This window comes from Leclercia sp. GHBNCSD (assembly GCF_055805075.1).
Map to the genome: position 1 here is coordinate 262,551 of NZ_JBQVYO010000002.1, position 14,677 is coordinate 277,227.

The 14,677-nt window shown below is 56.2% G+C and carries 15 protein-coding genes; 7 read left to right on the top strand and 8 right to left on the bottom strand.

The window, feature by feature from the left end:
- Positions 1-56: 56 nt before the first annotated feature.
- The 3 genes from mdtI to ACT3IC_RS21605 all read right to left on the bottom strand — a co-directional run bounded on the left by mdtI (position 57) and on the right by ACT3IC_RS21605 (position 1,021).
- Positions 57-386, bottom strand: coding sequence for a multidrug/spermidine efflux SMR transporter subunit MdtI (mdtI, locus tag ACT3IC_RS21595; RefSeq protein WP_103179426.1), 330 nt, complete (start codon positions 384-386; stop codon positions 57-59).
- Positions 373-735 (bottom strand): multidrug/spermidine efflux SMR transporter subunit MdtJ, encoded by a 363-nt coding sequence (gene mdtJ, locus ACT3IC_RS21600; protein ID WP_156654412.1) that lies wholly within the window; start codon positions 733-735, stop codon positions 373-375. The genes mdtI and mdtJ overlap by 14 nt, the downstream gene beginning before the upstream one ends.
- Positions 736-850: 115 nt before the next feature.
- Positions 851-1,021: a protein YdgV gene (locus tag ACT3IC_RS21605; protein ID WP_418936628.1), complete on the bottom strand. Its 171-nt coding sequence runs from the start codon at positions 1,019-1,021 to the stop codon at positions 851-853.
- Between the two features lie 134 nt (positions 1,022-1,155).
- Between ACT3IC_RS21605 and ACT3IC_RS21610 the strand changes: the two genes are divergently transcribed.
- Positions 1,156-2,193 (top strand): AI-2E family transporter, encoded by a 1,038-nt coding sequence (locus ACT3IC_RS21610; protein WP_103179424.1) that lies wholly within the window; start codon positions 1,156-1,158, stop codon positions 2,191-2,193.
- Positions 2,194-2,196: 3 nt separating this feature from the next.
- On the opposite strand, the gene ACT3IC_RS21615 is transcribed toward ACT3IC_RS21610, so the two are convergent.
- The 3 genes from ACT3IC_RS21615 to ACT3IC_RS21625 all read right to left on the bottom strand — a co-directional run bounded on the left by ACT3IC_RS21615 (position 2,197) and on the right by ACT3IC_RS21625 (position 4,975).
- Positions 2,197-3,141: a zinc-dependent alcohol dehydrogenase family protein gene (locus ACT3IC_RS21615; RefSeq protein ID WP_156654411.1), complete on the bottom strand. Its 945-nt coding sequence runs from the start codon at positions 3,139-3,141 to the stop codon at positions 2,197-2,199.
- A gap of 3 nt (positions 3,142-3,144) precedes the next feature.
- Positions 3,145-3,708 carry a DNA endonuclease SmrA gene (smrA, locus tag ACT3IC_RS21620; protein ID WP_103179422.1) on the bottom strand — a complete coding sequence of 188 codons (564 nt, stop codon included), beginning with the start codon at positions 3,706-3,708 and terminating at the stop codon, positions 3,145-3,147.
- 358 nt (positions 3,709-4,066) lie between these two features.
- Positions 4,067-4,975 carry a LysR family transcriptional regulator gene (locus ACT3IC_RS21625; protein WP_103179421.1) on the bottom strand — a complete coding sequence of 303 codons (909 nt, stop codon included), beginning with the start codon at positions 4,973-4,975 and terminating at the stop codon, positions 4,067-4,069.
- A gap of 174 nt (positions 4,976-5,149) precedes the next feature.
- On the opposite strand from ACT3IC_RS21625, the gene ACT3IC_RS21630 reads away from it, so the two are divergent.
- From ACT3IC_RS21630 to uspE, 6 genes are all read left to right on the top strand, one after another.
- Positions 5,150-6,460: a M20 family metallo-hydrolase gene (locus tag ACT3IC_RS21630; protein ID WP_473479303.1), complete on the top strand. Its 1,311-nt coding sequence runs from the start codon at positions 5,150-5,152 to the stop codon at positions 6,458-6,460.
- Positions 6,460-7,905, top strand: a complete 1,446-nt coding sequence (locus ACT3IC_RS21635; RefSeq protein ID WP_473479306.1) for a M20 family metallopeptidase — start codon at positions 6,460-6,462, stop codon at positions 7,903-7,905. Before ACT3IC_RS21630 ends, ACT3IC_RS21635 begins: the two co-directional genes overlap by 1 nt.
- 36 nt (positions 7,906-7,941) lie before the next feature.
- Positions 7,942-9,468 (top strand): p-aminobenzoyl-glutamate transporter, encoded by a 1,527-nt coding sequence (gene abgT, locus ACT3IC_RS21640; protein WP_473479309.1) that lies wholly within the window; start codon positions 7,942-7,944, stop codon positions 9,466-9,468.
- A gap of 12 nt (positions 9,469-9,480) precedes the next feature.
- On the top strand, positions 9,481-9,996 hold the full coding sequence (gene ogt, locus ACT3IC_RS21645) for a methylated-DNA--[protein]-cysteine S-methyltransferase (RefSeq protein ID WP_103824528.1): 516 nt from the start codon (positions 9,481-9,483) through the stop codon (positions 9,994-9,996).
- Between the two features lie 182 nt (positions 9,997-10,178).
- The gene (gene fnr / locus ACT3IC_RS21650) at positions 10,179-10,931 is read left to right on the top strand and encodes a fumarate/nitrate reduction transcriptional regulator Fnr (RefSeq protein ID WP_473479312.1); all 753 of its coding nucleotides are present in this window, start codon (positions 10,179-10,181) and stop codon (positions 10,929-10,931) included.
- Between the two features lie 137 nt (positions 10,932-11,068).
- Entirely contained in the window at positions 11,069-12,019 is a 951-nt protein-coding gene (gene uspE / locus ACT3IC_RS21655) for a universal stress protein UspE (protein WP_473479317.1), read from the top strand.
- Between the two features lie 35 nt (positions 12,020-12,054).
- Here the strand turns inward: uspE and ACT3IC_RS21660 are convergent, their stop codons facing one another.
- Positions 12,055-13,170, bottom strand: a complete 1,116-nt coding sequence (locus ACT3IC_RS21660; RefSeq protein WP_103179415.1) for a mechanosensitive ion channel family protein — start codon at positions 13,168-13,170, stop codon at positions 12,055-12,057.
- Positions 13,171-13,282: 112 nt separating this feature from the next.
- A complete protein-coding gene (gene pntB, locus ACT3IC_RS21665) occupies positions 13,283-14,671 on the bottom strand; it encodes a Re/Si-specific NAD(P)(+) transhydrogenase subunit beta (protein WP_114315149.1) in 1,389 nt (462 codons plus the stop codon).
- Positions 14,672-14,677: the final 6 nt, after the last annotated feature.

Below are 14,677 nucleotides of genomic sequence, written 5' to 3' on the forward strand. Positions count from 1 at the left end.
CTAAGCGTAATACAGGAGATAAATTTCGCTGCCCGTAATGACAGGCAGCGACGTTATCAGGCCAGTTTTATCATGATCATTCCGGCGAGGAGCAGCACCAGGCCAATCCACCCTTTTTGATTCAACCGCTGCCCAAACAGGATCCAGCCTGCGGCAAGCGTTGCCGCAATACCAAACCCGCCCCACAGGGCATAGGCGACTGACAGATCAATCCCCTTTACCGCCTGCGACAGGGCGCTGAAGGCGCCCAGTACCGCGGCAATCGACAGCAGGCCGTAGGTTTTGCGGCGAAAACCGTCTGAGAATTTCAGCAGAACGTTGGCAATAATTTCGAGCGCGATAGCCAGGGCTAACCAGGCGGCATGGATCCACTCAAACTGCTGCATGGGTCACCTCCGCACGCGATTTTGCCGGTTTTCGGGTGCCGGATTTAATTAATATGATGCCTGCCACCAGCGTCGTCAGCCCGGCCATTTTCATCAGGGAAAGCGACTCATCAAACAGCAGCACGCTGAACAGCGTAATTAACAAAATACCAATACCTTCCCATAACGCGTAGGCCACGCCCAGTGCGATTTTTTTAACCGCAAAACTGAGGAAAATATAGGACAGCGCAATCATCGACAGCATTAAAATATAGCCGCTGTGACTGCCGGTGACGCTGGCCCATTTCATGGAGAGGGTGCCGGTTATTTCAGCAACGATAGCAAGACCTAAGAGGATCCAGTAAAACATGTTTTTCTCCTGCTTGAGAATATAATCCTTCGCGGCTAGCCAGTAACGGCAGCCGGATAAAAAAAACGTAACAGATTAGCCGGACGCAATGCGCCAGCTCAGGCAGAGAGAGGGTCTACAGCGCGTTGCGCCAGTGTTGCTCGCCAGACGTAAGGCAAAAAGAGGAGAACAGAGCGGGAGTGATTTTTGATAAAGCGGTGCTGAACAGATTGTCCATAAAATTACAATTATCTGCGGTGTTGCTTCTCGTCAGTGCAGATGAAAATTGTCTCCAGTAGTTAAACACAGCTGATTTCTACCATAAGCCAGGATTTTACTCAAAGCATTTTCATTTCTTTACCCTCATCGTTTGCGTTTGGTTAATTTATTAAGCGTGCTGCGCCGCTAGAATAAATATAAAGGACATTATCAGGAGCCAGCATGGCGAAACCCATTATTACCCTCAACGGATTAAAAATAGTCATTATGCTTGGCATGCTGGTGATTGTACTTACCGGGATCCGTTTCGCGGCAGATATTATCGTGCCCTTTATCCTGGCGCTGTTTATCGCCGTGGTGCTTCAGCCTGTTGTGCGAAGACTGGTGCGGCTTCGTCTGCCACGCGTGCTGGCTATCACCCTGCCGATTGTGCTTATCGTGGTGCTGATGGCTTTGCTGGTGGCTTATCTCGGCACCTCGCTGAATGAACTGGCCCGCACCCTGCCGCACTATCGCACCTCGCTGGCCGTTCCGCTGCTGCATCTTGAGCCCTGGCTGCAGCGGGCCGGAATTGAGGTGTCGATGGAAGAGCTGCTGAAATATATTGACCCCAATGCCGCCATGACGCTGGTGACCGCCCTGCTGGCCCAGCTCTCCAGCGCCATGACCTCCATTTTTCTTTTACTGCTGACCGTGGTCTTTATGCTGCTGGAGGTGCCGCAGCTGCCGGCGAAACTCCAGCCTCTGATGACCCGCCCGGTGGAAGGCATGGCTGCCATCCAGCGCGCCCTTGACAGCGTGTCGCACTATCTGGTGCTGAAGACCGCCATTAGTCTGGTGACCGGGCTGGTGGTGTGGGGGATGCTGGCGGTGCTGGAGGTACGGTTTGCCTTCGTCTGGGCGCTGCTGGCCTTTGCGCTGAACTATATCCCCAACATCGGTTCGGTGCTGGCCGCCGTTCCCCCGATTGCCCAGGTGCTGGTCTTCAGCGGCTTTTACGCTGCGCTGGTGCTGCTGGCAGGTTATCTGCTGGTGAACCTGATCTTCGGCAATATCCTCGAGCCCCGCGTGATGGGCCGCGGGCTGGGTCTCTCCACCCTGGTGGTCTTTTTGTCGCTGATCTTCTGGGGCTGGCTGTTGGGTCCGGTTGGCATGCTGCTGTCGGTGCCCCTGACCATTATTGCGAAGATTGCGCTGGAGCAGACCCAGGGCGGCAAAAGCATTGCCCTGCTGCTCAGCGATATGAGCCGGGAAACGTGACGGTTAGCCAATCTCCAGCAGCGGCTTGCGGGTTCGTCCCGCCTGGCGGTAATGGGCAAGCGCTGATTGCCAGTCGGTAAAGGGCAACAGCGTCGTGTCACTGTAGTGGCTGGCGGCAAGCCATGACCAGATATCGCAAAATGCCGCCTGCCACGCCTCAGGTGTGAGCGCATCCAGATAGTTGCGGATATGAAACCAGTGCACCGCCGGAAAGTGACGCTGTAATGCAAAGGGCTGACCGGAGAGCAAACCGTAGCAGACAAAGACGGCGCTTTTGTCCATCGCCCCCAGGATCGCCAGCGCCAGCTCGCCGCCGGTGGCGTCATAGACGATATCGCTGGCCGCAGCGAGGGCACGCACGCTGTCAATGTCTTGCTGGGCAACGGGGATAATCCCCATCGCCCGCAGCCGGTCGGCATGTACCGGCGAGCGGTGAATGCCGTAAACCTCGGTTGCGTCCTGCCGCAGCGCCCACTGCCCCAGCAAAATGGCGCAGTCCGAACCGGCGGCAGTCAACAGCACCCGTTTCCCCTGTGGGGGATAGAGGCTGAGCATCAGCCAGGCCGCCAGTGGATTGATGAACGCCCGCGCCGCCAGCGAGTCAGGAATGGTATCCGGAACCGGGATCGCAAGCGTCGCCGGGCAATCCACATACTGCTGCCAGGTGCCTTCCCCACGCAGGGGCAGAACCCGCGTGCCGATAAGCGCCGCCGCGCTGTCCGGCGCGGCAATCACTCGCCCTACGCCTTCGTATCCGGCGACGGCAGGCAGGGTAATGCGATGGCGGTAAGCGCCCGTAATGGGGATAAGATCCGAAGCGTTGATCGGCGCCATCAGCATCTGCACCCGAATATCTCCCGATTTCAGCGGCGCTTTTATCGCCGTTTCCCGCCGCAGAACAGACTCAGGCTCACCAAACTGGCGGTAGCATAATACGGTGTTTTCCATACTCTAACGGCTGCGCTTGGCGTGACGCTCAAAGTTTTCCTGCTTCGCCTCACCTGATTTACGCAGCGCGACGTAACAGGCGCCACTGCCGCCGTGGTGCGGCTGGGCGACGCAAAAGGCCTGCACCGCCTCAAACTCGGTCAACCAGCGCGCCAGATAGCTGCGCACGATGTTGGCGTGAGAATTGTCGTCGCGCCCTTTACCATGAATGATAATCAGGTTACGCAGGCCGTCACGCTCCGCCTGACGAATAAAGGTATACAGCTGCTGGCGGCACTGCTCAACGGGCTGACGCAGCAAAGTAAGGCTCGCCTGACGCGGATATTTGCCCGAGCGCAGCTTGTCGATAACCCCCTGTTGTACCCCTTCACGCTGGAAAGCCAACTGCTCCGCAAGGGGGATGACATCCAGAAAGCCGGTGGTCAGAAAGTTATCGAGCTGGGTGATATCCACGGGCTGGCGGGTACGCGAGGCGCGCGTTGGCTGCCAGTGGACCTCGGTACAGCGCTTGAGGGGCTGGACATCCTCCATCGCATCAAGAAAAAGCGATTTATCTTCTGGGTTCATGGCATCCTCCTGCTTAGCTGACAGGCTACTATACCTGCCCCCTCACCCTGGCTCAATGCGGCGTTACCCTGTCTGCACGGCCAAAAAACAACCAGTAAGAAAATAATAATAAATACAGTTATTTTAATTAATAATTAAAGCGCACTTAAGTTTATTTTTATTAATGATAAACTTTATGACTTAGGTAAAACTTTTAAAAACCAGGCGCTTTCTTATCTGTATTATTGTCAAAAAAATGATATATACAAAGGTATCTGCACTATGGAAACAATAAGCAGAGTCGCATGTGGAGCAATGCTGTGTGTACTGTGGGGTCTGTTGGATGTCGACAGGCTCCATTTTTTTAAGGTGAATGTGGTTAAGAAATAACCTGCCGGGCATGGCGCCTGAATTGTGTGATTAATGAATCGGTCAACGGCGTCTGTCGGGAATCTCTTCTTTGAATCAGGTAATAGGTGGCTTTTGGTAAAGGTTCTTTTACCGGGATCATGACCAGACGCTGTGCCAGCAGCGGGTCGCAGCCCAACTCCTGCGGCAAAATGCTGAGAAAATCACTGTGGGCCACCAGGCTAATACTTGATGAAAACGTTTCGCATACCACGCCAATATGCGGGATTTGTTGTCGATGAGAAAACATCTCTTCCAGCTGCTTATAATAACTGCCGCGCGGCGTTGGCATTGTCCAGCTGTATTTCAGTAACTCATTAATTGATTTAGCGCCAGTCGCCGGATGACCTTCACGACAAAATATCGCAAACGGTTTCTCAAACAATTTTTCAAACGTGAACTCATGATCATAAGGGCCCTGATAATAGGTATTTATGGTGAAATCGAGTTCGCCCTGGCGTAATTCATTAATCATCGACACTAATTGCCCTTCCATAATCCGCACCTTCACCTGCGGATGCTGCTGATGGAAGCGTTTGATAACCGCGGGCATTAACAAACGAGCAATACTGGCGCCCATGCCAATATTAATTTGCCCCGCCTGCTGGCCTTGTCGCTGACGAATATCATCCTGGGCGCTGCGTAACTCTTCGAGGATCAGGCTGGCATGCTGATAAAAACTCTCTCCGCACTCGGTGAGAGTCACCCCTTTACTGCGGCGGATGAACAGCTGCGCCGCGATGCCCTCCTCCAGCTCTTTAATCGATTTGGTCAGCGCCGGTTGCGACAGGTTCAGTACCCGGCTGGCTCCCCGAATGCTTCCCTGTTTTGCCACTTCCACGAACGCCCGCAGCTGGTGAAATTTTACCTGAAATGTCATGTCGGCACCGATAACCGTTGTTTATCAGAGAAAAGAAACTGTCATCTACTGTAATGGAATTGATTGTGCGAGGGTAAGCCACGAACGGTTAAATCTGTGAAAAAACGGTTAGTGATAAGTAAAAACTATCACAGTGTGAAGCAGTTCACACATTCTTATGATAGAGGAAACGAAATGCAGAGACTGGCGCAGGACCTGAAGGCCCTCTTCCCCCAACTCACCGCGTGGCGACGCGATTTTCACCATTTTGCTGAATCCGGATGGGTCGAGTTCCGCACCGCGGCAAAGGTCGCAGAGATACTGGATCAGCTAGGCTATGACCTGGCGATGGGCCGGGATGTGGTCGATGCCGACACCCGGATGGGCCTGCCAGACGACGCCACCCTGGCAGAGGCCTTTGCCCGCGCGCGTCAGCAAGGCGCGCCTGAAAAATGGCTTAGCGCCTTTGAAGGCGGTTTTACCGGTATTGTCGCCACGCTGCAAACGGGCCGCCCCGGGCCGACGCTGGCGTTTCGCGTGGACATGGACGCGCTGGATCTTGATGAAGCCCGCGACAACGACCATCTTCCCTTCCGGGAAGGTTTTGCCTCCTGTAACGGCGGCATGATGCACGCCTGCGCCCACGATGGGCATACCACCATTGGTCTTGGACTGGCGCATCTGCTGATGCAGTACCGCGAGCAGTTCAACGGCACCATCAAACTGATCTTCCAGCCTGCCGAAGAGGGTACCCGCGGCGCACGGGCGATGGTGGCGGCAGGCGCGCTCGACGGCGTGGACTATTTCACCGCCATCCACATTGGCACCGGCGTGCCTGCGGGCACCGTCATCTGCGGCAGCGATAATTTTATGGCCACCACCAAATTCGACGTGCGCTTTACCGGCGTGGCGGCGCATGCGGGCGGCAAGCCTGAAGAGGGACGCAACGCCCTGCTGGCCGCTGCCCAGGCGGCGATCGGCCTGCACAGCATCGCCCCGCACAGCGAAGGTGCGTCGCGGGTTAACGTCGGCGTGATGCAGGCGGGCAGCGGCCGTAACGTCGTGCCCGCCAGCGCCCTGCTGAAAGTGGAGACCCGCGGCGAGAGCGAAGCGATTAACAACTACGTCTTTGCGCGCGCCAAAGCGGTGATTGACGGTGCGGCGGCGATGCATGGCGTCAGCAGCGAGTTGCGCCTGATGGGTGCAGCCACCTCCAGTACGCCGTCCCCGGCGTGGGTCAACTACTTACGCGAACAGGCGCAACAGGTGGCAGGCGTTGAGCAGTCCATCGATAAGGTGAAAGCCCCTGCCGGCTCGGAAGATGCCACCCTGATGATGGCCCGGGTCCAGCAAAACGGCGGGCTTGCCTCCTATATGGTATTTGGCACCACCCTCAGCGCCGGACACCACAACGAAAAATTCGACTTCGATGAGACGGTGATGTTGATTGCCATCGAAACCCTGGCGCGTACCGCGCTTAATTTCCCGTGGACGCGAGGTGTGTAATGTCGTCAATTTACCGTTTTGTTGAGGATGCCATCGACACCCGCGCGCAGCAGTTTACCGCCATTGCCGATGCGATCTGGGATCACCCGGAGACCCGCTTCGAAGAGTTCTGGTCTGCCGAACGGCTTGCCAGCGCCCTGGAAGAGACGGGCTTTACCCTGTCCCGGGAGGCCGGTGGCATACCGAACGCCTTTATTGCCAGCTACGGCGAGGGGAAACCGGTTATCGCCGTTCTGGGGGAGTATGACGCCCTGGCAGGATTAAGCCAGCAGGCGCACTGCGCCACCCCGCAAAGCGATACCCCGGGAGCCAACGGCCACGGCTGCGGGCATAACCTGCTCGGCACCGCCGGGCTGGCAGCCGCGGTGGCGGTAAAAAGCTGGCTGGAGCAGCAGGGTGGCAGCGGTACTGTGCGCTTTTACGGCTGCCCCGGCGAAGAAGGCGGATCGGGAAAGACCTTTATGGTGCGCGAGGGGCTGTTCGACGATGTGGATGCCGCCGTTACCTGGCACCCCGAAGCGTTCGCCGGGATGTTTAACGTCAGCACCCTGGCCAACATCCAGGTGGCATGGCGTTTTCACGGCACCGCGGCCCATGCGGCGAACTCCCCGCATCTTGGCCGTAGCGCGCTGGATGCCGTCACCCTGATGACCACCGGCACCAATTTTCTCAATGAACATATTATTGAAAAAGCCCGGGTCCATTACGCCATCACCGATACCGGCGGCATCTCCCCGAACGTGGTGCAGGCCCAGGCGGAAGTCCTCTATCTGATCCGCGCCCCGGAGATGGCTGACGCGCAGCAGATCTATGAGCGTATCGAAAAAATAGCCCAGGGCGCGGCGCTGATGACCGAAACCACCGTGGAGCGACGCTTTGAAAAGGCCTGCTCCAGCTACCTGCCTAACCGCACCCTGGAGGCCGCCATGTACCGCGCCGTTCAGCATTACGGTACGCCAGAGTGGAGCGACGAGGAGCGCGCCTTCGCGGCGGAGATCCGCGCCACGCTGAGCGACAACGATCTGCAGAACAGCCTGAAAAATATCGCCGCCACCGGGGGTGAAGCGGGTAAAGCATTTGCCCGTCGCCATCAGCAGACCCTGCTGATTGACGAGGTAGCCCCTTATGCCATCACCGATAATGTGCTGGCGGGCTCCACCGACGTGGGTGATGTGAGCTGGAAAATGCCGGTTGCCCAGTGCTTCAGCCCCTGCTTTACCGTGGGCACGCCGCTCCATACCTGGCAGCTGGTTGCCCAGGGCCGCACCTCCATCGCCCATAAAGGCATGCTCCAGGCGGGCAAAGTGATGGGCGCAACAGCCCTGGCGCTTCTTCAGGATCCGGCGCTGCTCGCCGCCTGCCGCGAGGAGTTTACTCAACAAATCACTGAAAAACCGTACGTTTGCCCGATTCCAGAAAACGTGACACCGTCACCTTTAAAATAATAAAACACAACAACACAACACTCCCGAGGAACGCCCATGAGTATGTCATCCATACCTTCGCATTCCCCATCCGGCAAGCTCTATGGTTGGGTTGAAAGGATCGGTAATAAAGTGCCCCATCCTTTCCTGCTATTTGTCTATTTGATTGTTATTTTGATGGTCGCTACCGCCATATTATCGGCCTTTGACGTCAGCGCCCGTAATCCGGCTGACGGCAGCATGGTGGCGGTAAAGAACCTGCTCAGCGTTGAAGGTCTGCACTGGTTTTTACCGAACGTGGTTAAAAACTTCAGCGGCTTCGCGCCGTTGGGGGCCATCCTGGCGCTGGTGCTGGGGGCGGGTCTGGCTGAACGTTCCGGCCTGCTGCCTGCGCTGATGGTCAAGATGGCCTCCCACGTCAGCGCGCGTTACGCCAGCTATATGGTGCTGTTTATCGCTTTCTTTAGCCATATCTCATCGGATGCCGCGCTGGTGATCATGCCCCCGATGGGAGCGCTGATCTTCCTTGCGGTGGGAAGGCACCCGGTGGCGGGTCTGCTGGCGGCCATCGCCGGGGTCGGCTGTGGCTTTACCGCCAATCTGCTGATCGTCACCACCGACGTGTTGCTTTCCGGTATCAGCACCGAAGCGGCAAAATCCATCGATGCTGCGATGCACGTCAGCGTGATCGACAACTGGTACTTTATGGCCAGCTCGGTGATTGTGCTGACCCTTGTCGGGGGGCTGATCACCGATAAGATCGTGGAGCCGCGTCTGGGCAAGTGGCAAGGCAACAGCGATGAAAAGCTGGATGCATTAACGCCAGAGCAGCGCCGGGGGCTGCGGGTGGCTGGGGTGGTGTCGCTGCTCTTTATCGCCGCCATTGCGCTAATGGTGGTGCCGGAGAGCGGTATCCTGCGCGATCCGGTGAAACATACCGTTCTGCCTTCGCCGTTTATCAAAGGCATCGTGCCGCTGATCATCCTCTTCTTCTTTGTCGTCTCGCTGGCCTACGGTATCGCTACCGGGAAAGTGCGTCGTCAGGGCGATCTGCCGCAGCTGATGATCGAGCCGATGAAGGAGATGGCCGGGTTTATCGTGATGGTGTTCCCGCTGGCGCAGTTTGTCGCCATGTTTAACTGGAGCAACATGGGCAAATTTATGGCGGTGGGGCTGACCGATATTCTGGAGAGTGCCGGGCTGAGCGGCGTGCCGGCGTTTGTGGGCCTGGCGCTGCTGTCGTCCCTGCTCTGCATGTTTATCGCCAGCGGCTCGGCCATCTGGTCGATCCTGGCCCCTATTTTCGTGCCGATGTTCATGCTGCTGGGTTTCCATCCGGCGTTTGCGCAGATCCTCTTTCGCGTGGCGGATTCATCGGTCATCCCGCTGGCGCCGGTCTCCCCCTTTGTGCCGCTGTTTTTAGGCTTCCTGCAGCGCTACAAGCCCGAGGCGAAACTGGGTACCTACTATTCGCTGGTGCTGCCGTATCCGCTTATCTTTTTAGGGGTATGGTTGCTGATGCTGGTGGCGTGGTATCTTGTCGGCCTGCCTATCGGGCCAGGGGTCTACCCGCGGCTGAACTAAGGAATGTGCCAGATGCTGAGATTACTCGAAGACAAAATTGCTACGCCCCTTGGGCCGCTGTGGGTCATTGCCGATGAGCAATTCAACCTGCGCGCCGTTGAGTGGGAGGAGCACAGCAACCGGATGGTGGAGCTGCTGAATATCCACTACCGGGCGCAGGGCTACGAGCGCATCAGCGCCAGCAATCCGGGCGGGCTGAGCGAAAAGCTCACCGCCTGGTTCGAGGGCGATCTCAGCATTATCGATACCCTGCCAACCGCCACCGCGGGTACCCCTTTTCAACGTGAGGTGTGGCAGGCGTTGCGTTCCATTCCCTGCGGCCAGGTGATGCACTACGGGCAGCTGGCAGCACAGCTTGGCCGCCCGGGTGCGGCGCGTGCCGTCGGGGCAGCTAACGGCTCCAATCCGGTCAGTATTGTGGTGCCCTGCCATCGCGTTATCGGACGTAACGGCACCCTCACCGGGTATGCTGGCGGGGTGCAGCGCAAAGAGTGGTTACTGCGTCATGAAGGCTATTTACTCCTGTAGTTCCAGGCTTTTAGTGCTTAATATTCCTTAAGTTAATTGAAATATCCGCAACCAAGTTGTGGAATTTCAAGAAGATGCTGACACATTCACGCTTCTTGACCTTATTGATGGTTTAGCAGGCTTACGCAGGGTCAAAAAAGATGTTAAAATTGACCAATATCAATTAAGGCTTGAGCATACCTATGATCCCGGAAAAGCGAATTATTCGACGCATTCAGTCTGGCGGTTGTGCTATCCATTGTCAGGACTGTAGCATCAGCCAGCTCTGTATCCCGTTTACCCTGAATGAGCACGAGCTTGATCAGCTTGATAATATTATCGAGCGTAAAAAGCCGATTCAGAAAGGGCAGACGCTGTTTAAAGCGGGAGACGAACTGAAGTCGCTGTACGCTATCCGCTCTGGCACTATTAAAAGCTATACCATCACCGAACAGGGCGACGAGCAGATCACCGGCTTCCACCTGGCGGGCGACCTGGTCGGCTTTGACGCCATCGGCACCGGTAACCACCCGAGCTTCGCCCAGGCGCTGGAAACCTCAATGGTCTGCGAAATCCCGTTTGAAACGCTGGACGATCTGTCAGGCAAAATGCCTAACCTGCGCCAGCAGATGATGCGTCTGATGAGCGGTGAGATCAAAGGGGATCAGGATATGATTCTGCTGCTTTCCAAAAAGAATGCAGAAGAACGCCTGGCCGCGTTTATCTACAACCTCTCCCGTCGTTTCGCCGAGCGCGGCTTCTCTCCTCGTGAGTTCCGTCTGACCATGACCCGTGGCGATATCGGTAACTACCTGGGCCTGACCGTTGAGACCATCAGCCGTCTGCTGGGGCGTTTCCAGAAAAGCGGCATGCTGGCGGTAAAAGGGAAATACATCACCATTGAGAATGGTGAAGCGCTGGCAGTGCTGGCGGGCAACTCGCGTAACGTCGCATAAATTCATCTGACTTCTGTTTGCCAGATCGGTAATTTTACTGATTTATTGATCTGGCAAAACTTCCCCTCTGTTTCATTTCAGATATATAGGTTACTCTTTTACTTACAGACTGTGGTGACAGTAGTAAGGAGACCTGTATGGCAAAGTATCAAAACATGCTGGTGGCCATCGATCCTAATCAGGACGATCAACCGGCGTTACGACGAGCTGTCTATTTACATCAACGGATTGGTGGCAGAATCAAAGCGTTTCTGCCGATATATGACTTTTCTTACGAAATGACCACCCTTCTGTCGCCTGACGAACGCACCGCCATGCGTCAGGGCGTGATCAGCCAGCGTACGGCCTGGATCCGCGAACAGGCAAAATTCTATCTTGATGCCGGTGTCCCCATTGAGATTAAGGTGGTGTGGCATAACCGTCCGTTTGAAGCCATCATCCAGGAAGTGGTGAGCGGCGAACACGATCTGCTCCTGAAAATGGCCCATCAGCACGACAAGCTCGAGGCGGTGATTTTCACTCCGACCGACTGGCACCTGCTGCGCAAATGCCCATGCCCGGTGTGGATGGTTAAAGACCAGCCGTGGCCGGAAGGCGGTAAAGCGGTGGTGGCGGTCAATCTCGCCAGCGAAGAGAACTACCACAACGCCCTCAACGAGAAGCTGATCAAAGAGACGCTCTATCTCGCCGAGAAGGTCAACCATACCGAAGTCCACCTTGTGGGTGCCTATCCGGTTACGCCCATCAACATAGCCATTGAACTCCCGGAATTTGACCCGACCGTTTATAACGACGCCATCCGCGGCCAGCATCTGCTGGCGATGAAATCCCTGCGGCAAAAATTTGGTATCGATGAAAAACTGACCCATGTTGAAAAAGGGCTGCCAGAAGAGGTGATCCCCGATCTGTCCGAGCATCTGCAGGCCGGTATCGTGGTGTTAGGCACTATTGGCCGCACCGGTATTTCAGCCGCCTTCCTCGGCAACACCGCCGAACAGGTGATCGACCATCTGCGCTGTGATCTGCTGGTCATCAAGCCCGATCATTATCAAACCCCGGTTGAGCTCGACGACGACGAAGACGACTAAACATAAAAAAGCCCGCCAATTGGCGGGCTTTTTTTCTAGCTCTCGGTGACAGGCTGTGTCGAAGGCTGTGCCCTCTCGCCCTCTTTCATCCACGGTGCATGCAGCACCATGCTTGGCAGGGCCAGTTTTACCCCTTCATCATTCAGGCTCTCCAGGATACGGATATTGATCTCCTGCTGGATATCCATGTATTTGTTGTAATCCGCGGTGTTCACGATATGCACCACCTCAAAGGTGAGACGGTCTTTGTCAAAACCGAGCAGATGGGCACGGTCGAAACGCGTTTCGCCGATATCGGTGATGATTTTTTTCACGTTATCGCCAATGATGCGCAGCTTCTCAGGCGGCGTATCACTGGCGACGCCGAAGGTAAAGACGATTCGGCGCGTCTGCATACGCTTGTAGTTGTGCAGCGTTTGCTGAAGCAGGATCGCATTACCGCAGACGATCTGCTCTCCGCTCAGGCTGCGAATACGCGTCGTTTTAAGACCGATATGCTCCACCGTCCCGGCCACGTCGTTAAACACCACGAAATCGCCAATTTCGAAGGGTTTATCGAACCCAATTGAGAGCGAAGCGAAGACGTCGCTCAGGATGGTTTGCACCGCCAGGGCAATGGCGATACCCCCGACCCCCAGGCTTGCTACCAGCGCCGTGATATTGACGCCGGCGTTGGCAAGAATAGAGAGCAGCATCACTGACCAGACAATCGCCCGCAGGATCAGGCCGGTGATCACCAGAGTGACCGGGTTTTTATGGTTTCCCGGCGCCAGCATAACGTGTCGCAGCCAGGAGACCACCCCCTGATCCATCCACAGCGCCACCTGAATCGCCAGCACGAGGAACCAGGCGTGGCTGAGGGTGCCGGAGAGGCGGTCAGGAAGTTCCACGAAGCGCAGGCTGATAAGAAAAGCGACCACAAAGAGCATGACCCGGCTGGTTCTGTTCAGCATCTCGGTGAGGATCAGCTGCATCCGGCGTGTGGTGGGATGTTTATCGCCCCAGTTGGTGATCCCCTTGTGTACAAAGGTGATGATGCGCTTTAACAGCCAGTAAACCAGAAGCGTCACCACCACCACGGTACCGAAGCCAATCCAGAACGTGGGGGTCATCATGAGCGCCAGAAAATCGAAGTGGGACAAAAACCGCATTATCTCTCCTCCCTTTACACAAAGTTAAAAGTATAGACAGATGGAATACGTTGGCGGCAGAAATAAGAAAACCGCCCTGTTGGGCGGTTTATTCACTGTGGATAAGAGAGGCTTAGAGCGCTTTTAAGATCGCATCCACGCTGGCTTTGGCATCGCCAAACAGCATGTGGGTGTTCTCTTTAAAGAACAGCGGGTTCTGTACACCAGCGTAACCGGTGTTCATGGAGCGCTTGAAGACGATAACATTCTGCGCCTTCCACACTTCCAGAACCGGCATACCGGCGATCGGGCTCTTCGGATCGTCCTGTGCCGCCGGATTGACGGTATCGTTGGCGCCGATGACCAGCACGGTATCGGTGTCGGAGAAGTCGTCGTTGATCTCATCCATCTCCAGCACGATATCGTAAGGCACTTTCGCCTCTGCCAGCAGCACGTTCATGTGGCCCGGCAGACGCCCGGCAACCGGGTGAATACCGAAGCGCACCTTAATGCCGCGAGCACGCAGACGTTCGGTGATTTCCGCAACCGGATACTGCGCCTGCGCCACCGCCATGCCGTAGCCTGGGGTGATGATGACCGTATGCGAGTTTTTCAGCATGTCGGCAGTCTCTTCGGCGCTGATTTCACGATGCTCACCCACCTCTTCGTCACCGCCGGAGGTCTGTCCGTCGGTACCAAAGCCCCCGGCGATCACGCTGATAAACGAGCGGTTCATCGCCTTACACATGATGTAGGAGAGGATCGCACCGCTTGAACCCACCAGCGCACCGGTGACGATCAGCAGGTCGTTGCTCAGCATAAAGCCCGCTGCCGCCGCCGCCCAACCGGAGTAGGAGTTCAGCATGGAAACCACCACCGGCATATCGGCACCGCCGATAGAGGCGACCAGGTGCCAGCCAAATGCCAGCGCGATGATGGTCATCACCAGCAGCGCCAGCACCTGCAAGCCCACGCTGTCGGTGCGCACGAAGACCACCATCAGCAGAAACGACACCACCAGCGCGGCGAGGTTCAGCTTATGACGGTTTGGCAGCATCAGCGGTTTAGAGGAGATCTTGCCGCGCAGCTTACCGAACGCCACGATAGAACCGGTAAAGGTCACCGCCCCGATGAAGATGCCAAGGAACACTTCGGTCAGGTGGATATTAACCAGAATCGGATCCATCCCCGGTTCGTGATAGAGGTAGCTGTTAAAGCCAACCAGCACCGCGGCCAGACCGACGAAACTGTGCAGGATCGCCACCAGTTCCGGCATCTCGGTCATTTCAACGCGTTTGGCAAGACGAATACCAATCGCACCACCGATGATCATCGCCACCAGGATCCACGCGACGTTGCCGGTGTCCGGTCCGAAAATCGTGGCAATCAGCGCAATCGCCATCCCGGCGATACCAAAGTTGTTGCCCTGCTGCGACGTTTCATGTTTTGAAAGCCCCGCGAGGCTGAAAATAAACAGGACCGCGGCAACAATGTATGCAGCGGTAACTAATCCTCCAGACATAGGTTA